We start from the raw sequence: 17,869 nt of genomic DNA on the forward strand, positions 1-17,869 counted from the left end.
ATGTTTGATTTAGTCGATAAGCTGCAAAGCAAGCCTCTAGAGGATACGGTTAAAAAAGAGACCATTACCTCGGTATTGTTTCATCAAACCCAAGAGTGTGTCGATCTGGTTGATGAAGCCTTTCGTTTTGAGAACATTAATGTTCCCACTATGGTGCCAAACGGCGATGAAAAGATTAAACAGCATGTGCGTGAGTCTCTGGTAGAGATCGTCATTGTGGAGTTGAACCTTAGTGAAAACGTCACTAAGGATATGGAGCGAATCAGTCACTTGCTGCCCAACAGTGCTTCGGTGATTGTTATTGGTAGTGAAGACGCAATTTCTACCATTCGTAACTTAAAAGACATGGGCTTTTACTATGTGTTTTGGCCAATCACTAAACAAGAGCTGATAGATTTTGTTCGTAACGTAAACAATAACCGCCAACGAAACTCCGGTTTAGGTAAGGATCGCACAGCAAAAAAAGTCGGTATTTGGGGTACAAAAGGTGGTGTCGGCGCAACCATGCTGACCGCTGAAATTGCTTTTGAACTATCGAACCTAAAAAAATCGAGCAGTTTGGTGGTCGATCATGATTTTCGTGGCGGCAATTTGGATATCTTCTTGGGTCTTAAGCGATTTGAGAAGAAACCCGTTACGAGAGCCTCGCTCGCATCAAGCGTTGATACAACCTATGCCACAAGCATGGTGAAAAAGGTCGACAACATGTTAGCGGTCATGTCGCTTGAATCGGATGACCTTAATGAGCTAGAGCTGAAAGAGTACCTTCGTACGCTAACGGCAGAGCTTGCTGGCAACTACAACTTCATTATCGAAGATTTGTCCCGAGCGAGTAACTCTAAGCAAGATCTCGATTATATCTCAACGTCCTGCGATGTGATTGTGTTGCTAATGGAGCCAACGGTCTCTAGTGTTCGCGAAGCTAAGCGTACGATGCGTAGCTTGGAAATGGCGGATTCTAACGCTCGTTGCTTGTTTGTTCTGAACTACACCATTGCAGAAAAAGCCGCAACGATTAGCCCTGCTGACATTAAAGAGTTTTTAGGTCGTGAGCCTGACGTAGTTCTGCCGAATGAGCCAAGAATGAGTAAGCTGGTCTTGGAGCAAAAGCACATCTACCAGCATGACTATCCAGTTAGCCAAAACCTGCATAAGCTCACCGCGATGCTTCTCGGTCAATCCGATGAAAGCGACAAAAACAGTTGGCTACGTCGCATGCTGAAGCGAGGCAAATAATGGACATCAATAAGTCAGCTTATGTTCAGATCCGCAAACAGATCTTCGAAGCGTTAGATGCTGAAGTTGTTCAAAGTCTGTCTAAAGAGGCGTTAACGGTTCAGCTATCCAACGCCGTCGATATGCTGATCGACAAACTTGGGTTTTCAGTGGCAAGTGTTATTCGTCGTGAGTATGTCAAAGGACTTGTCGACGAGTTGCACGGACTGGGTCCTTTGCAATCTTTAATGGAAGATGAGTCGATCAGTGACATCATGATCAATGGCTGTGACAAGGTGTTTGTCGAGCGCTACGGCTTGGTAGAGAAAGCCAATGTCTCCTTTATTGACGAAGACCAGTTGCAGCAAATTGCTAAACGTATCGCTAGTCGAGTCGGTAGACGTGTTGATGAATCTTCGCCAACCTGTGATGCCCGATTGCCTGATGGAAGTCGCGTTAATATCGTTATTCCACCTATTGCGATTGATGGTACGTCTATCTCAATCCGAAAATTTAAAAAGCAATCCATAGAGCTATCTGAACTGGTTGAATTTGGTGCGATGAGCCCTGAGATGGCACGCATCTTAATGATTGCTGCTCGCTGCCGACTCAATATTTTGATATCTGGTGGTACTGGTTCAGGTAAGACAACCATGCTTAATGCCTTGTCTCAATACGTCTCAGAGAAAGAACGCATTGTGACTATCGAAGACGCGGCAGAGTTGAAACTGTTGCAGCCACATGTTGTGCGTTTGGAAACGCGCACCGCAGGTATCGAAGGTTCAGGTGCGATTAATCAGCGCGACTTGGTGATCAACTCACTCCGTATGCGTCCTGATCGAATTATTGTTGGCGAATGTCGTGGCGCAGAAGCGTTTGAAATGCTTCAGGCTATGAATACCGGCCACGATGGTTCTATGTCTACTCTGCACGCCAATACCCCCCGAGATGCACTGGCAAGGGTAGAGTCAATGGTGATGATGGCGACAAGCAGTTTGCCACTAGAGGCGATTCGTCGGACGATTGTTAGTGCAGTCGATCTCGTGGTGCAAATCAGTCGCTTGCACGATGGAAGCCGGAAAGTGATGAGTATTACCGAAGTTGTTGGTATCGAAGGCTCAAACGTGGTGTTGGAAGAAATGTTCCGTTTTCAGCCCGCTTCAATGGGCAATGAAGATGGCAAAATTCGCGGGCGCTTTGTCACTGCGGGCCTTATGCAGCGTTCGGTTCTGGTTGAGAAAGCCAAATACTTTGGTCTAGAGCAACAGCTAACCGAAGCCTTTAATGTTGGTGAACCTGCATGATCTATTGGTTGGCCTTGATTCTTGGCGGATTGACCTTGCTGGTGGCGTTTTGGCCAAGAAAAAGCGAGCAAAAAAACTACTATTTGGAAGAAGCAAACACATCGTTAATGGTTAGTTCCATTGATGAGGCTCAACAAGCCGTTGACCTTAAAGCGCTTTCTGACAAAACCTTCATCGATGTAGTGAAAGCAAGAAGCAAAAACGTAAAGCGTCAGTTAGGCAAAATGGCTGAGGTGAAATTGACTATCTTTAGCCTCGTCTTAGTTGTTGGCGGAGTAGTGCTCAATAATAAGTACTTGCAGACAAACTTGTTGGTGGTTGTTTCAAGTGTGTTAGTGCTTGGCTGGGTATTTGGCTATTTATGGTTGCAAAAGCGTCAGCGCCAGGCTTTCGAAAGTGCCTTCCCTGATGCGTTAAATATGCTTTCTAGTGCGGTAAGTTCGGGTGAGAGTATTATGCACGCGATCATTTATGTCGGACGTACTCTACAGGGTGAAGTTGGTAATGAATTTAAGCGTATGGGAGAGAGGCTTCAGCTTGGAGAAACACCAGACAATGTGTTCCGTAAATCTTGCGACCGCTTTCCATATCCCTCTTTCTATTTTTTCGTTATAACCTTGCGCGCAAACATGCAGCGTGGTGGTCAGTTGAAAGATGTTATTGCGCGCTTAAATCGACTCATGTTTGATGCGAGAGCAATAGAGAAGAAAAAGTACGCTTTGACTGCGGAAGCGCGGATGTCGGCGAAAATCGTCGCGGTGATCCCTTTTTCAGTGTTGTTCTTACTCCAGTTTGTCAGCCCTGACAATTTTGAGTTCTTGCTATTTGATCCGGCAGGAAAACCCATTCTTTACTACTTGATTGGCAGTGAATTTATCGGTCTGTTGATTGTTTGGATGTTGATGAGAGGGGCGCAAAGATAATGTCAGCGCATTTGATCATTTTTATCACCCTTGTGCTCATTACCCTAGGTATCGCGATTGTTGGTTACCAGATCTGGAGTACGGCCAAGCGTCGTAAGATGCTAAAAACCTACGCGTTACTGGACGATAAAAGCCAAGAAAAAAAGCACGATACGGATAGCCACCTAGAGCAGGCATTAGAAAAACTGACTTCTTCATTCTCTTCACAGGAAGATGACATTAAGGAGAAGTTAGAGGAGGCAGGTCTACACAATCAGAATTTAGCTAAGTACTACATGCACTTTAAGTATGGTGTATCAATACTCGGTGTTTTTCTTATCTACCTTGTAGCAAATATGTACTCATTGCCTTCTTCAAAAATGATAGCGGGTATGGCCGTTTGGTTTATTGCGTGCATCATTGTTCCTGACTCGTTACTCGCGGCAAGAAAAAAGGCGCGCCAGCAACGTATTTCCGGACAGTTACCTTATTTGCTTGATCTGATGGCCATTTGTGTTCAAACCGGCATGACGCTAGAAGCAACCATTAAATATCTCTCTTTAGAGCTAAGGGCGTTTGATAAAGAACTTGCTCTGCTACTGGCTAAAGTGGATGACCGAGCAAAAATTGTCAGCCTAGAGAGGGCGTTAGACGAACTGTATGAAAAACTGCCGACACCTGAGATCCGTAGTTTTGTCATGACCTTAAAACAGAGCCTGCAATATGGCTCATCCATTTATCAAGTGCTCACCACGCTTGCGTCAGACATTCGTGACGTCAACATGCTTGCAGCTGAAGAGCGCATTGGCAAACTGGCTGCAAAAATGTCTATGCCATTGATTGTATTCATCATGATGCCGATTGTGGTGATCATCTTGGCACCTGCGGTAATGAGGTTTATGGACCATGTATAAATTAATGCTGTTATCAGCTTTGCTACTGAGTGGTTGTGCAACCACACAGACTTCTGACCCTAGTTCAGTAATTAATGCGAATAAAGAGCAGATGTATGTTGAAGCAAACAACCAAGAAAAGCTTATCGAGTTTTACAAGCAAGAGTTGCGCGAGCAGGAAAGTGCTGACACGCGTATTAAGCTAGCGCGCACCTATTTAGCGATAGAAGATCCAGAGTCAGCGATTTTTGCTATCAGTCAAATTGATGAAAAGTCGAAAGGTTTTGATGCTTATCTGATATTAGCCAAAGCTCACTTTCAGTTAGGCGAGATCGAACCGTCAGTTGAGAATGTATCCGGAGCCTTGTCGTTAAACCCTAAGAGTGGTGAAGCGTATAATCTTGCAGGCGTGTTAGCTGCGGTGGAAGGGAAATTTGAGCTAGCGGAGCAGAATTTCATCGAGGCAAGAAAACTGTTTTACAGCGATGACGCAGTGAAAAACAACCTAGCGACTCTGTATTTAATTCAGGGTCATTACAAACGTAGTTACGACTTATTGCTTTCTGTTTATCAGACTAATCCAAAAGATGCCAAAACCGAAGCTAACCTGGTTATTGCTTTGGTGAAGTTAGGCGATCTCGACCAAGCTCAGCAAATGCTTGAAGACAAATATGATCCTAAACAGACACAGCAAATCATAAACTCTATTCGCGTTGGTGATTTCAGCAATGCGAACTTTGAGTCTTAAGCCATGTTAATTCTACGCAAACAACGCGGTGTCGCGTCTATAGAGTTTGGCCTTGGTTTTATGGCGTTTTTCTTGATGATTATGCTCTGGGCTGAAATGGGCTATTTGGCTTATGTTTCCTCTGCCAATGATCTTGCGATTGCCGAAGCCGCTCGTAGTGCTAAAACGACCAGTATGGCTGCTAGTCGAGGCTCACAGCAAACCCAGTTTATGGCAGAGTTCAAACGGATTATTCGTCAGCAAGCTGGTGTTCTTGGCAATATTATTGACCCCAACAAATACAAACTTACAGTGCATTATTTTGCTTCGATCGAAGAGCTAGGCCAGCACAATGGAGCGATTGATGACACCTGCTCGCAGAACGAAAGTCAAAGTGAAGCGGAGTGCGGAAATCCAACAGACAGTGCGCTTGCGATATATAGAGTCGAATATGACTACACGCCAATGCTCGCCTTCTTTATGCAAGGGAGCAGCAGCCTGACAAGAGAAGTCGTTGTAATTCAGGAGTTCGAGCGTGACCAATTTAAAATCTAACCAACGCGGTGTGTTCTCTATCGAGTTTGCTTTGCTTGGGGTCGTATTCTCAACCATGTTGATCTTTACCGCTGATGTCATTGTTAAGCTTTCAGTACAAGGAAAACTCGATAGGCTTTCCTACTCCCTGGTTAATGTGATCAAAGAACGTACCCAGTTCTATGGTAAAGACAATTACGATATCGATAACAAGATGGTGACCGATATTTATAAGATAGCCACTGGCTCAATGCGGAGAACCATGGGCAGTTATCAGGCCAGTAATGTGGGTGGCGAGTTTGAACTGCTTACTTTTGATCTTAATGGCAAGCCATCTTCGACTCGAATCTCCAAAGGAACCGGATGCTCGTTGGGACAGACAATTTCACAGCAAGAAGATCTATCTATGGTGACTTCATGGGGCCGCCGAGCAACCTTGTATCGCGTGACCTTGTGTTACGAGACCGATAATTGGGCAGGGCCTTTGTTTGGTGACGAGTTTACCACCATACAATCTTCTTCTTTGATGATGGGGCGATAATCATGCACAGTTCTAGAAGAAAACAGAGTGGGCATGCTGCTCTGTTATTTGCTCTGATCATTCCCGGAATGTGGGGCTTTTTTACGCTAGCCATTGACGGTTCGCGCGCACTGCAAACCAAAGCTAGGTTAGGGGACGCCTCCGAAGTCGCCGCCTTGGCCTTAGCGGCGAGAAATAGCTCAAATCTTAGCGAAAACAAAAAATTAGCTGAAGATTACATTAGTACTTATGTTAGTGACTCGGATATCTCGATTACCAAGGTAGAAAGGAGTGAGTGCCATGTTTCCAACAACCTCGACTGCGATGGTGCTAACCGATACTCACAGTATTCGCTAGAAGTGTCGATCAACCAAGATGCTTGGCTACCAACACAGGAATTTGTCGGCTTTGGTGAGAACTACGATGTTGCACATGCAGCGACAGCCCGCAAGTATCAAGGTGACAGTATTGATGTGTCGTTTGTTATGGATTACTCCGGTTCAATGGATGAACGGTGGCAAGGTAAAGCGAAATATAAGCACGTTAGAGACATCATTAATGATGTACTGAAAGAGTTGGAGAGTTATCAAGGTATACAAGAGATCAAAAACAAAGTTTCTTTAGTTCCTTATTCAGAGTTTACAGCTCGACCGAAAGACAACTTTTCATGTGGATGGGGAGAACCCAAACCTATCAGTTATGTAGATGAACTCCACTATAAGAAATCTGGTAGCAAATATAAATTAGATGCACAAAAAACGGTCAATATGTGGAAGTATAGCCGCGCTAACGATAAAGATATGGCGTGTGCACATAGGCTATACAGAAGCTCGACGACTCGATACAAGAATGTACCATTTACCGATAATTTCGACCTATTGAGAAACGAGATGAGCAAGTTTCGACCAGGGGGTTCGACTTCTTCTTATCAAGGAATTATCAAGTCAGCACAGTATTTCGAGCGGTTATCTGATCCTAACCCACGTCAGCTGATGGTTATTTTATCTGATGGTGACGATACCAGAACGCGTAACGGACCAATGAGGAGTAACGAGCCTGTACCGACAAGGGCATTGATAAGTCACGGGTTATGCGATGACATACGCACCGAGCTAAATAGCCGAAAAACCTCTGACAACAGACCTGTAACGTTTCAAATTGCACTAATCGGTTTTAGTTACAGCGTTGATAACAATCCGCTAACTCAATGTGTTGGCGAAGACAATGTCTATGATGCCGCTAACCCTGATGAACTCTTAGACATCATCCTTAACCTTATTTCTGAAGAAATCGGACACTTAAAATGATCTTTAAATTCAACAAGCTCTTTATTGTTTCGGCTCTCGTTTCTAGCTCAACAGTCATCGCCAATGACGCTAATATTGCATTTGAACAGGTATGCGGAACCCAGTCTGGAGCGACTTATATACAGGTTGAGTCTGGTACACCGGTTTCTGTTATTCCAAATGCAGGAAATATGTATCAGGTGCAAACTGAAGCGAAAGAGCTAGATACTCGCCACTTTGTCGATCGTTTCGCAAGCCAGTTTGATCTTGAGCGAGAATGTGCAGAGTATCTAGTCAGCAATGGTGAGTTTGTTTCTGGTCAGTCTGGCGATCTGTTAGCGAGTGTTTATTTTGACTTTGACCGTGCGAATCTAACGCCGGTGTCGAAGCAAATCCTTGATCGAATTGTTAAAATCGCAGAGTCATCAAGTAATGAGTTTGTATTGACTGGGCATACCGATAGCACAGGGCCAGAGGAGTATAACTTTCAGTTGGGTTTAAAGCGCGCAGGCAGCGTACAGGCGTATTTATCAGAACAAGGGCTAGACAACACTCAGATTGATTCAAAAGGTAAAACAGAACCTAAGGCGAGCAATACCACTTCACAAGGGCGCGAACAAAATCGCCGTGTTGAAGTTACTTTATAGATAGTAAATGAGGCGCTAAGGCGCCTCATTTAGTGTCTGGAAGCCTGAGTAAATGCGGGTAAAGGTTGTAAACCAGCATGCTGCACCAAACACGAAAGCGATCAGCGCAAAGTGGTGTGGAAGTAGGCAGAACAACACGAAACAACCTATGGTCTCAGTGCCTTCGGTGAGCCCACTCATATAATAAAGTGACTTGTTTTTATAGACAGGGTTGTCGATACCGCGTTTTCCTGCCATCACTGCGAAAGCTAAAAAACTTGTTCCCGTACCGATAAAAGAAAAAATCAGAAACGCTCCGGCAACGGCGTTTTGCTCTGGGTTAGCAAGCACAAAGCCAAATGGGATCAGCGAGTAAAACAGAAAATCTAAGCTAATATCGAGAAATCCACCCGCATCCGAAATCCCTTGAATACGTGCTAACGCTCCATCAAGCCCATCACATATTCGATTAAGGAGGATAAAGACCAGAGCCAAGGTGTACTGTTCTGCTATCAAAGCAGGAAAGGCTAAACAGCCTAAGGCAAAGCCAAACAGCGTTGTCTGGTTTGCGCTAACTCCAAGCTTATCCAGTAGCTTGGCTGACTGAGCCAAAGGCCAACGAATAACCTTGATACTAAAACGATCAAGCATGTGTTGTCTCCCACGGCCAAGTGATGCAGCGACTATCCGCTGGAACATCTTCCTCATCGTGAGTGACCATTAATGCAGGAATATTCGCCTCTTTTAATTGGTCAACAACCCAAGCGCGGAATTGTTCGCGTAGTTCTTTATCTAATTTGCTGTAGGGCTCGTCTAACAATGCAACTTTAGGTTGTGCCAGCAGCATACGAGTTAACGCAATACGAGCACGTTGACCGCCAGATATCTGATCGGGGAACGACTCAGCAAGTTTAGATAATGAAATGTTCTTGAGTGCTTGCAGTGCTTTTTCTTTTCTCTGCGCCCCTTTGATCGAATCAGGTAGCGCAAACGCCAAGTTTTCCCACACGGTTAAATGGGGAAAGAGCAAGTCATCTTGGAACAGGATACCAACCTGACGCTTGTGGGCAGGCATGCTATCAAGGCGCAGATCGCTCAATGTTATAGAACCTGAGTAATCAAATTCTGATGACAAGTGACCAGCAATCGCATCAAGCAAGGTGGATTTACCGCAGCCACTTGGGCCCATTAATGTAACTATCTCTCCCGGCTCGACGGTTAGATTGAATTCAGAGAAAAGGGCATCGCCATTGGTTTTATGGATGGCGAGGTTTTCGAGACAAAGACTCATTTGGTAGTAAACCTTTAATAGTCAAACGGCGATACTTAACATGAAGTCGGCTAAGTAGAATCGCAAAAGAGAAAAACAGTAGCGGCAAGATAGCTTGCCAAATAGCATAAATAGCAGTGATGCGGCGGTCGAAGCCACTGGATAGAGCGACAGCTTCAGTCGTGATTGTGCTGATGCGCCCCGCTCCCAATACCAGAGTAGGGAGATATTGAGCGAGGCTTACACTAATGCCTACCGCCCAAGCAAAGGCGATGGCAGGCAGTAGTAATGGCAGTTTAACTTTCAACCAAGCCTGCAACGGAGATTTGCCTAAGCTCAAGGCAACGCGCGTAAGCCCGTCGTCAAAGCTGCGCCATGGCCCATCGAGTGATAAATAAACGAATGGGAAAGCGAAAAATACATGAGCCCAACAGACCCAGAATAAATACGCCTCGCTGTTTAAATACAAAGTGACGATCTGCATACCAAACAACACTGACAATTGCGGTATCAGCATAGGGATAGCGATGACATACCCCGGTACCTGCCAACGATAACGTAGACGATACTCATGAGCGATCAGCGCTAAAACTAAACTCACTGTCGCACAGACAAGCGCGATGACTAGGCTCTGCTCAAGCGTGCCTAAAATACCTTGCCACTCATACTGCCAAAATCGCAGACTAAACCTAGACGGTAGCAGGTCAGGAAAACGCCAGCGCTGAGCGAAACTCCAAATAATCAACAGTGGGATCATCGCTAGGGTCAAAGCGGCGACTGCAGAGAACAGGCTTTTTCCCGGTAATTTGACGCCTTTTCTGCCTGAATATTGCCAAGCTTTAAAGCCTTTGGTTACTGCCCATTCGACCAAGCGAGCAAAACCAATCAATAGCGTTGCGATGGCGAACAAAACCACAGCACCCGCCGCTGCGCGAGGAAGCAGTGATAAGTCCGGGTCATTGAACCATTGCCAAACCAAGACGGCAAATGTTGGCGGATTGGTTGGTCCTACAATAAGGGCAACATCAACCACAGATAAACTGTAAGCAATCACAGCGAGCATCGGGAAGCGTAGCTTAGCAAACCACTGCGGGAAGAGACATTTCCACCAAGTTTGGGCTGAACTATAGCCCATAGCGTGACTGACCTTTTCAGTCTGTTCAACATTTAACTGCTGGAGAATAGGGATACTCATTAGAAGTAAGAAAGGAACTTCTTTGATCGCCAACATAACAATTAGGCCAAGCGCATAAGGGTCTTTGACCAATAGCGCCAAGTCATCGACCGTTTGCCCGTTAGGGTCATAACCAAACAATTCATGTAAGAGACGCGCGCCCATTCCCGTTGGTGCAAATAAGAAAGCGAAACCAATTGCGAAGGCAACGTGAGGCATGGCAAGTAGCGGAGATAAGCTCAATTCAATCTTGCGCCAAAATGGACTCTTCCATGCCGATTGCAATATGGCAAAGGTGATCAAACAAGCAAGGTAGCTACTCACAATCGCACTATAAACCGTTAACCCGATTGACTGCCAAACACCAGCCCACCCAAAAACAGCAGAGAAGCCGTCAATGGAAAACTGATTTAAGCCAATCGGGGGGATATACCCAAGCGCAGAAACCAACACACCAAGTAAACCTGGTAGGGTAGGCACTATACAAACAACGATAATGACTAAATAAAGCGCTCTTAACATGTGCAAACTCTAGCTCAACAGACCCTAATTCCCGTAACGTTTTAGCCACTCTTTTTCTAAAGCGGCTTGCCAGCTAGGATGAGGTTCAGCAATTGACTTAAATTGCTGGGTATTCTTCGCAGAACCGGTCAAGAATTGGCTACTTAGTACAGAAGGATCGCCCCATACATTCAGATCACCTTTACGAGACTGCGCTTGTGGGCTGAGTAGGAAATTGATCGCAACTTGAGCGCCCGCGCTCGCATTGGCATTCCAAGGAATAGCTAAGAAATGGATATTAGAAAGTGCACCCGCTTCCATTGCATATGCCTTTGTTGTGTCTGCTAAATTGCCACTCGCTTGTGCGGAAAATACCGCATTTGGATTAAATGTAATGGCGAGATCGATTTGACCATCATCAAGCAGCTGAACGGTTTCTGCTGTGCCTGCTGGGAATTGTTTGCCACCACGCCAAGCGACTTTATGAAACTCGTCAAGGTATGACCAAAGAGGCTCGGTCACAATAGCGAAGTTCTGCTCAGAAACAGGTTGCTGCAGAGAAGCATCATTGTTTGTCAGTTCGATCAGAAGCGCTTTTACAAAGCTTGTGCCGTGAAATTCTGGTGGGCGAGGGTAAGTAATACGGTTTGGGTAAGCTTTGGCATAACTTTGCAGCTCTGCAAATGATTGTGGTGGATTATTCAATGCTTTCTCATCATGAATAAAGACCAGCTGACCAACACCCCAAGGCGCTTCTAAGCCGTCTGTTGGCTCAGAGAAATCGACGTCGACCGGAAGCGATTTATCGACATATTGCCAACTAGGTAAACCTTCGACAAACGGACCAAATAGCAGTTGGTTGTCTTTCATCGATTTGAAGTTTTCACCATTAATCCAAACCATGTCGACACTACCACCGCTGTTTTTTCCTGCGGCCTTTTCGGCAATCAAACGTGATGTTGTCTCAGCAATATCGGTTACCTTTACATGTTTTAAGGTGACACCGTATTGGGATTGAAGCTCGTTGCCTGCCCATTGAATATAACGGTTTATTTCTTGGCTACCGCCCCAAGCATGGAAGTAGACGGTTTGTCCTTTCGCTTTTTCGACAACCTCTTGCCAAGTATCTGCTGCAAAAGCAGAAAGTGAAAAAACAAGTGAAGAAAGAAGAGTGATCAGCCTTGTCATAATGTTCCCTGTAAGTTGAATAATTGTATCGGCCAATGATAAAGACCGGAGTAATGCAATTATTCATTCATTATGACTGAAAAAAGGCTGTTTTATTAACTATTTGACGCAATTGTTGATGGGATGTTTGAAAATTGTCTGCTGGAGACTAAAAAGCAGCCAATTTGGCTGCTTTTTGAATTGATGCTCAAATGAAAAGAGTTAGTTTTTCCAATCGTTTAGCTTGAACGTCAGCGTATGTACGTCGTTTTTCAGAACCATAGTATCTTGAGTTAGCGTCATATCACTCCAATCAGACAGAGTTTGACCAAACGCTTGCTCTACATCCATAACATCGCCGACACACATCTTCATGGTCATACCCATTTTCTCGATGCGGAACTGGTTGTCTTTTAACTCAGCTTGACCAAAGAAGTTGTTACAACCAGCATTGCCGTTAGCTGTCATCTTTTCACCAATTTCTAGGCGCGGTGGGTTTTGACGGCTATCTGCAATAACCGCTTCACCATCAATGCTAACCAGTTCCCAGTTGTGGTGTTGTAGATCTTGAGCTGTAATTTGTTTCACATCGTCTCCATTGCTTGCGCAAGCTGTTACAACAAGAGGTAGTGTAATTGCTGCAAGTAGCGTTTTTGGACTAAGCTTCATAATAGATCAACTCCGATAAATAAGTAGTTAAGTCAGCGTAGTGACTTCGATGAATGCAGTATAGTTAATTGCGAGTATGATTTGTCAATATAAGGTCATAGTTTGGTGCGAATCACACATTGAAACTTATTGATAAACATACAATTACAATTCGCGTAGAGTAAAAAATAACCATCAGATAATATAGAGAAATCATTTGGAGCAGCTAGAGTTTTTTACCGTCCCGAGCCCTTGTGTTGGCATTTGTACAGTAGATGAAAAAGGCTACTGTAAGGGCTGTATGCGTAAACGAGAAGAGCGTTTTAACTGGTTGAATATGACCCCCGCTCAGCAGCTACATGTGATTAAACTTTGCCGTCAGCGCTACCTACGTAAGATACGAAAAGGGCAAGCAACTCCAGCTGAAGAGATCCCCACTAACACTCCTCAACAAGATCTTTTTTAAAATCAAAACTTTACAATAACTGCCGGTTGGGCTACATCTTAATTATCGTGTACTGTATTTTGAGGTGTAGTATGGATATACGAAATTATAGTGCGAACCCATGTGTGGGCTTGTGCGAATCAAACATCAATGGTGTTTGTATAGGCTGTGGCCGAACGCGAGAAGAACGTTATCTTTGGTATCAAATGTCTGAAATCGAACAAAGAGAGATTCTAGACCGACTATCTAATGAACCTCTCTGCTTCAATCTGAAATCTAGCTAGATTATTTCAATCCCCAACGATCATTCACCCAACCACCGGCATGCTCATCAAAATGATTACCAGAGAATCGGTGGTTTACTTCGGTATTTTTTTCATTTTGAGGCGTCTCATCAAGTAAATGCTGGATATAACTTGCCATAGGATCACCGCCTTTTAGCCGCTCTTGCCGAGTCGCTACCTCTTTAATCAATTGAAGACGGTATGAGTTGCTAGCACGTTTCATTTGGTGATCCTCCATGGTTATGACACTAATATGAAAAGTTAGAAGCCGATGAGAGAACCGTCAATATAGATTGGTTAATATTTAACCTGTTTTATCAGGAATGAATCACTTTTATAAAATACATCATCAACATTAATCCGCTATCGTGTTGATTAACAAGGTGAGTGCTTAAGCTAGATCGGTGGTTACACTGCAATAAAAAATTCATTAATTATTAAATTAGAAAGCTCCAGAACTGGAGCTTTCGATTAAGGCATTAGTACAGAATCAGTTGCCAAAGTTAAAAATCGGGAAGCAGGGCAAAAAGCCGTTGTCAGCGCAGTTGATGAGACCTATTTGGACACCTTCAATCTTGGCTGTTTTGTTGAATACGCCGACTTGGACAGTGGACTCGTTCGACATATTAACTGCGCCCACATCAACCATAGTGTCGCCTTCAGAGTAGTTCACGAATGAAACGTTGGCTCCTCTAACATCTTTGGTAATGTTAACGGCTCCGAGGTTCACACCTGTGGTCAAACCCTCATTCCAGTTAAATAGGCCTAGCGAGGCGCCCGTCATCTCTTGGTTAACTTTGGATGCGCCTAGAAACAAGCCGAAGTTAACGCCCGTTGTGGTATTGGTTTCTGACATACCTACAATAGAAAAATCGACGCCTTTGACGGTATCGACTTTACCGTGAAGTGCTGCCAGCCTAACCCCAGAGACCTGAGAGTTTTCGGGCGCATTAAAATCGTTAACCGATGAGAACATTACTGGAGAAGAGGCGAATGTCACAGGAGACAACACCATCGTTGAGATAGCCACTGCTTTGAGTATTTTTTTCATATTAACTCCAAAAACAAAGTTATTTGTATGAGCGAGCATTGAGGTCTGTCGACCCGAACAACTCACGTTAACTATAGTTGTTATCTGTCAGAAGAGTGTTAGTTGTTGATTACAAAGCGCGATGAGTTTTTTGTGAGTAAACTTTTGTCAAATTGAGTCCAATTATAACGTATGCAACCTTGTGCAATGAAAAGGTCTCTGCCTATATTTAAGATGTAACGTCAGAGGCAATCGAATAATGAAAAACTCACAAATTGTCATAGTAGATGACTCACCAGCGATTCTTTTGGTGATGAAGGGAATGTTGTCAGAACTCGGTTATGATAACGTCGTGACATGCTCTCACCCCGCTTCAGCACTGGCCAATATCAAACGCTCTCCAGAGAAGTACAGCGCGGTATTTACTGATCTGAATATGCCTGAAATTGACGGCATGACGCTTATAAAAGAATTAGGCGAGATGAACTATCGTGGTGGGATCTGCATCATTTCAGACATGGAAAAACGCGTGATAGAACTTGCAGCGCACCTGGCGCGCGAGCATAAGGTCAATTTGATTGGAAATATCGCAAAACCTGTGCATATTAATGAGTTACAGCGAATACTGAACAAGATTAAACAGTTTACTATTCGCGAGAACCAATCCTATGAGCCAATATCGCAAAGCATGCTCAGTGATTATATGTCGAAAGGCATGATAGAACCCTACTACCAACCGAAAGTTAATCTTCAGAGTCGGCATGTTGAAGGTATTGAAGTGCTGGCTCGTATTGTGACTCCTGGGCAGACTAACGCTATCGCACCGGGGCAATTCATACCAACGGCAATAGAACACGGTATGCTAAACGAACTGACTCAGCAGTTGGTAGGCAAGGTGCTCACTGATTTTCCAATGCTGATTAAAGAGTTTGGTAAAGAAGTCAAAGTTAGTCTCAATCTTTCCCCGTCTCAATTGACCACAGATGGTTATACTCGTGATTTTATCGAGACAATTGATACCCAGCACGTGGATAAGAACAACATTACTTTGGAGATCACCGAGGAGTTCGCGCTAGAAGATACCGAACAGTTAGAGACGATAAACCGTTTAAGAATGCGTGGTTTTGGATTATCGCTTGACGACTTTGGTACCGGGTTCACTAACCTCAACCAACTTCGTACCCTGCCGTTTACAGAAGTGAAAATCGATCGCACATTGATCAATGATATCCACCAAGATCAGTTTAACCAAGTGGTGGTCGATACCTTGGTCAACATAGCAGGGAAAATTGATGCCTCCTTGATAGCTGAAGGGCTGGAAGAGTATGAAGACCTTGAGTACTTGAGCAAAACCTATAAAGACATGAACGTACAAGGTTATCTGATTTGTAAGCCTAAACCTCTTGATAGCCTGTTGTACTGGCACCATAGTTGGCTATACAACGTGCAGTAAAAAGCCTCGAATTTCGAGGCTCTAACACTTATTTAGTCAAGTTTTGACAGCGTTGCTGAGTCACCAACTCGTCAGCCATTAACTGGCCTCGGCTATTTCGCATCTTAATTCTATAACTGATACCGACCTCAAGATTATTCATTGTGTCTGGCGTAGTACAGTAGGTTCGAATACTTTGATTCAATACTTGCGCAGTCGGTTTTGCCCCTTTCGCATCATCGTTATAAACCATCATAATCTCGATGGTGCTGCCTTTCGCGCTCGCACGCATGATGGACAGGGGGCCTGACTCAAGAGGAAGCTCAGTAGCCAGCAGATTAGCTCGGCTCTGTGCTAACAATTCTAGCTGCTTTTGTTTATCTGACGAGGCAGACGAACAGCCAGCAAGCATCACCAGTGCGATGATCGAAAAAGACTTGAGTGAATTAAGCATCGTTAAAACACTTTTTTAAATGGCTTAACGATTACTTTCTCGTAAACACCCGCTTCAATATACGGATCAGCATCAGCCCATTCTTGAGCTTGTTGCAATGAGTCAAACTCAGCAATAACGGTTGAACCAGTAAAGCCAGCTTCTCCTGGGTTATCAGAGTCAATGGCAGGCATAGGTCCTGCTGTGAGTAAACGGCCTTCATCTTGCAGTGCTTTTAAACGCTCTAGGTGAGCAGGACGCACGCTAAGGCGCTTTTCCAAAGAGTTCTCTACATCTTGTGAGAAGATGACATACCACATGATCTGATATCCTTATATGAATAGAGTAAATTCAGACGTTTACTCTACCTTAAATGGCATAATTTAAAAGGGTTGCGGTGAGATAATTTAACCTCTATTAAGAGTGTTCAATCGGGCGTGGTTTGCCTTCACCATCAATAGCGACGTAATTGAATGTCGCGTCACACACCATAAAGCGATCTTCTAAGCCATGCTCTTTGACAGGTTTGACCCAGACTTCTAGATCAATACTCATTGAAGTGCGACCTATTTTGGTACACTCACCGTAACAGCAGACCACATCGCCTACACGAACCGGTTTTTTGAATGTAATGCTTGATACTGAAACAGTAACGATTCGACCTGATGAGATTTCTTTGGCGAGGATACCGCCTGCAAGGTCAAGTTGTGACATGATCCAACCACCAAAAATATCGCCATTGGCGTTAGTATCTGCTGGCATAGCAAGGGTTCTAAGAAGTAATTGCCCTTTGGGTGCAGTGTTTTCTGTGCTCATTGTGACATCCAATACAAACGAAACAGCGACCAAGTTGGTCGCTGCAAAAATTGGATTGTAACAAAACTATCAACTTATCCGCCAGAGTTAGCGTTCTGTTCGTCTTTTGGCATGTGTTTGTAGATGTAGATTCCGGTCAGCAATGTGAAACCAAATGTCGCCGCTAGTAGGCCAAAGACTTTGAAGTTAACCCAGACATCGAGCGGAAGGTTAAAAGCAACGTAGACGTTTATGCCTGCACATAGTGAAAAGAAAGCTACCCAAGCCCATGTGACTTTTGCCCAAACCGAATCAGGAAGTGTGATCTCTTTTCCGAGCATGTTTTTTATCGCCGATTTTCCTATTGCATGGCTCACAGCCAATCCAATTGCGAAAATCAGATAAACGATGGTGACTTTCCATTTAATAAAGTTTTCGTCGTGGAGAAAAATAGTCATACCGCCAAATACGGCAACCATCAAAAAGGTGATGACTTGCATCTTTTCAACTTTCTTATAGACCAAGTAGGTCACGACGATTTGAATGGCTGTTGCGACAATCAGAGCGCCTGTCGCAACGTAGATATCCTGCAATTTGTATAAAGCGAAGAAAATAATTAATGGGATAAAGTCGAGCAGTTGTTTCATTGAAGTATTCTGAGTCAGTCTAATTCGCTTCAGTCT

General features: G+C 44.2%; 23 protein-coding genes. 12 read left to right on the forward strand and 11 right to left on the reverse strand.

From position 1 onward, the window contains the following. From LYZ37_RS05710 to LYZ37_RS05750, 9 genes are read left to right on the forward strand one after another with little or no spacing between them, the layout of a single operon-like run. On the forward strand, positions 1-1,236 hold the full coding sequence (locus LYZ37_RS05710) for an AAA family ATPase (protein WP_272786842.1): 1,236 nt from the start codon (positions 1-3) through the stop codon (positions 1,234-1,236). Beyond that, positions 1,236-2,519 (forward strand): CpaF family protein, encoded by a 1,284-nt coding sequence (locus LYZ37_RS05715; protein ID WP_272786843.1) that lies wholly within the window; start codon positions 1,236-1,238, stop codon positions 2,517-2,519. Before LYZ37_RS05710 ends, LYZ37_RS05715 begins: the two co-directional genes overlap by 1 nt. Beyond that, a complete protein-coding gene (locus LYZ37_RS05720; RefSeq protein ID WP_272786844.1) occupies positions 2,516-3,442 on the forward strand; it encodes a type II secretion system F family protein in 927 nt (308 codons plus the stop codon). Before LYZ37_RS05715 ends, LYZ37_RS05720 begins: the two co-directional genes overlap by 4 nt. After that, positions 3,442-4,335 (forward strand): type II secretion system F family protein, encoded by an 894-nt coding sequence (locus tag LYZ37_RS05725; protein ID WP_272786845.1) that lies wholly within the window; start codon positions 3,442-3,444, stop codon positions 4,333-4,335. Before LYZ37_RS05720 ends, LYZ37_RS05725 begins: the two co-directional genes overlap by 1 nt. Beyond that, entirely contained in the window at positions 4,328-5,062 is a 735-nt protein-coding gene (locus LYZ37_RS05730) for a tetratricopeptide repeat protein (protein ID WP_272786846.1), read from the forward strand. The genes LYZ37_RS05725 and LYZ37_RS05730 overlap by 8 nt, the downstream gene beginning before the upstream one ends. A 3-nt stretch (positions 5,063-5,065) precedes the next feature. Then, positions 5,066-5,596 (forward strand): TadE/TadG family type IV pilus assembly protein, encoded by a 531-nt coding sequence (locus LYZ37_RS05735; RefSeq protein ID WP_272786847.1) that lies wholly within the window; start codon positions 5,066-5,068, stop codon positions 5,594-5,596. Continuing rightward, positions 5,577-6,116 carry a tight adherence pilus pseudopilin TadF gene (tadF, locus tag LYZ37_RS05740; RefSeq protein ID WP_272786848.1) on the forward strand — a complete coding sequence of 180 codons (540 nt, stop codon included), beginning with the start codon at positions 5,577-5,579 and terminating at the stop codon, positions 6,114-6,116. The genes LYZ37_RS05735 and tadF overlap by 20 nt, the downstream gene beginning before the upstream one ends. A gap of 2 nt (positions 6,117-6,118) precedes the next feature. Beyond that, positions 6,119-7,402, forward strand: coding sequence for a pilus assembly protein TadG-related protein (locus LYZ37_RS05745; protein WP_272786849.1), 1,284 nt, complete (start codon positions 6,119-6,121; stop codon positions 7,400-7,402). Next, positions 7,399-8,028: an OmpA family protein gene (locus LYZ37_RS05750; RefSeq protein ID WP_272786850.1), complete on the forward strand. Its 630-nt coding sequence runs from the start codon at positions 7,399-7,401 to the stop codon at positions 8,026-8,028. The genes LYZ37_RS05745 and LYZ37_RS05750 overlap by 4 nt, the downstream gene beginning before the upstream one ends. A gap of 15 nt (positions 8,029-8,043) precedes the next feature. Here LYZ37_RS05750 and LYZ37_RS05755 read toward each other — a convergent pair whose 3' ends face one another. From LYZ37_RS05755 to LYZ37_RS05775, 5 genes are all read right to left on the reverse strand, one after another. Continuing rightward, a complete protein-coding gene (locus LYZ37_RS05755; protein ID WP_272786851.1) occupies positions 8,044-8,658 on the reverse strand; it encodes a CDP-alcohol phosphatidyltransferase family protein in 615 nt (204 codons plus the stop codon). Then, on the reverse strand, positions 8,651-9,298 hold the full coding sequence (locus LYZ37_RS05760; RefSeq protein ID WP_272786852.1) for an ATP-binding cassette domain-containing protein: 648 nt from the start codon (positions 9,296-9,298) through the stop codon (positions 8,651-8,653). The genes LYZ37_RS05755 and LYZ37_RS05760 overlap by 8 nt, the downstream gene beginning before the upstream one ends. Further along, complete coding sequence (locus LYZ37_RS05765; protein WP_272786853.1) at positions 9,264-10,973, reverse strand: ABC transporter permease; 1,710 nt, start codon at positions 10,971-10,973, stop codon at positions 9,264-9,266. Before LYZ37_RS05765 ends, LYZ37_RS05760 begins: the two co-directional genes overlap by 35 nt. A 24-nt stretch (positions 10,974-10,997) precedes the next feature. Next, entirely contained in the window at positions 10,998-12,140 is a 1,143-nt protein-coding gene (locus tag LYZ37_RS05770) for an ABC transporter substrate-binding protein (protein WP_272786854.1), read from the reverse strand. Between the two features lie 201 nt (positions 12,141-12,341). Then, positions 12,342-12,788 carry an META domain-containing protein gene (locus tag LYZ37_RS05775; protein ID WP_272786855.1) on the reverse strand — a complete coding sequence of 149 codons (447 nt, stop codon included), beginning with the start codon at positions 12,786-12,788 and terminating at the stop codon, positions 12,342-12,344. A gap of 196 nt (positions 12,789-12,984) precedes the next feature. Between LYZ37_RS05775 and LYZ37_RS05780 the strand changes: the two genes are divergently transcribed. Beyond that, a complete protein-coding gene (locus LYZ37_RS05780; RefSeq protein WP_272786856.1) occupies positions 12,985-13,233 on the forward strand; it encodes a DUF1289 domain-containing protein in 249 nt (82 codons plus the stop codon). A gap of 71 nt (positions 13,234-13,304) precedes the next feature. Further along, positions 13,305-13,496, forward strand: a complete 192-nt coding sequence (locus tag LYZ37_RS24350) for a DUF1289 domain-containing protein (protein WP_071881258.1) — start codon at positions 13,305-13,307, stop codon at positions 13,494-13,496. 1 nt (position 13,497) lies between these two features. On the opposite strand, the gene LYZ37_RS05785 is transcribed toward LYZ37_RS24350, so the two are convergent. Together LYZ37_RS05785 and LYZ37_RS05790 are read right to left on the reverse strand one after the other, a co-directional pair. After that, on the reverse strand, positions 13,498-13,719 hold the full coding sequence (locus LYZ37_RS05785) for a hypothetical protein (protein ID WP_239826066.1): 222 nt from the start codon (positions 13,717-13,719) through the stop codon (positions 13,498-13,500). A 267-nt stretch (positions 13,720-13,986) separates the two neighbouring features. Then, entirely contained in the window at positions 13,987-14,547 is a 561-nt protein-coding gene (locus tag LYZ37_RS05790; protein ID WP_272786857.1) for a VC2662 family protein, read from the reverse strand. Positions 14,548-14,785: 238 nt separating this feature from the next. Here LYZ37_RS05790 and LYZ37_RS05795 point away from each other — a divergent pair, with 238 nt between their 5' ends. Next, complete coding sequence (locus tag LYZ37_RS05795) at positions 14,786-15,979, forward strand: EAL domain-containing response regulator (RefSeq protein WP_272786858.1); 1,194 nt, start codon at positions 14,786-14,788, stop codon at positions 15,977-15,979. Positions 15,980-16,007: 28 nt separating this feature from the next. On the opposite strand, the gene LYZ37_RS05800 is transcribed toward LYZ37_RS05795, so the two are convergent. From LYZ37_RS05800 to LYZ37_RS05815, 4 genes are all read right to left on the reverse strand, one after another. Next, the gene (locus LYZ37_RS05800; protein ID WP_272786859.1) at positions 16,008-16,412 is read right to left on the reverse strand and encodes a GspS/AspS pilotin family protein; all 405 of its coding nucleotides are present in this window, start codon (positions 16,410-16,412) and stop codon (positions 16,008-16,010) included. A 2-nt stretch (positions 16,413-16,414) separates the two neighbouring features. Beyond that, positions 16,415-16,711, reverse strand: a complete 297-nt coding sequence (locus LYZ37_RS05805; RefSeq protein WP_272786860.1) for a YciI family protein — start codon at positions 16,709-16,711, stop codon at positions 16,415-16,417. Positions 16,712-16,808: 97 nt separating this feature from the next. After that, positions 16,809-17,207 (reverse strand): acyl-CoA thioester hydrolase YciA, encoded by a 399-nt coding sequence (yciA, locus tag LYZ37_RS05810; RefSeq protein ID WP_272786861.1) that lies wholly within the window; start codon positions 17,205-17,207, stop codon positions 16,809-16,811. A gap of 74 nt (positions 17,208-17,281) precedes the next feature. Further along, positions 17,282-17,833, reverse strand: coding sequence for a septation protein A (locus LYZ37_RS05815; protein WP_272786862.1), 552 nt, complete (start codon positions 17,831-17,833; stop codon positions 17,282-17,284). Between the last annotated feature and the right edge of the window lie 36 nt (positions 17,834-17,869).

The organism is Vibrio tubiashii, from assembly GCF_028551255.1.
In the GTDB taxonomy this organism is placed as follows: Bacteria; Pseudomonadota; Gammaproteobacteria; order Enterobacterales; family Vibrionaceae; genus Vibrio; species Vibrio tubiashii_B.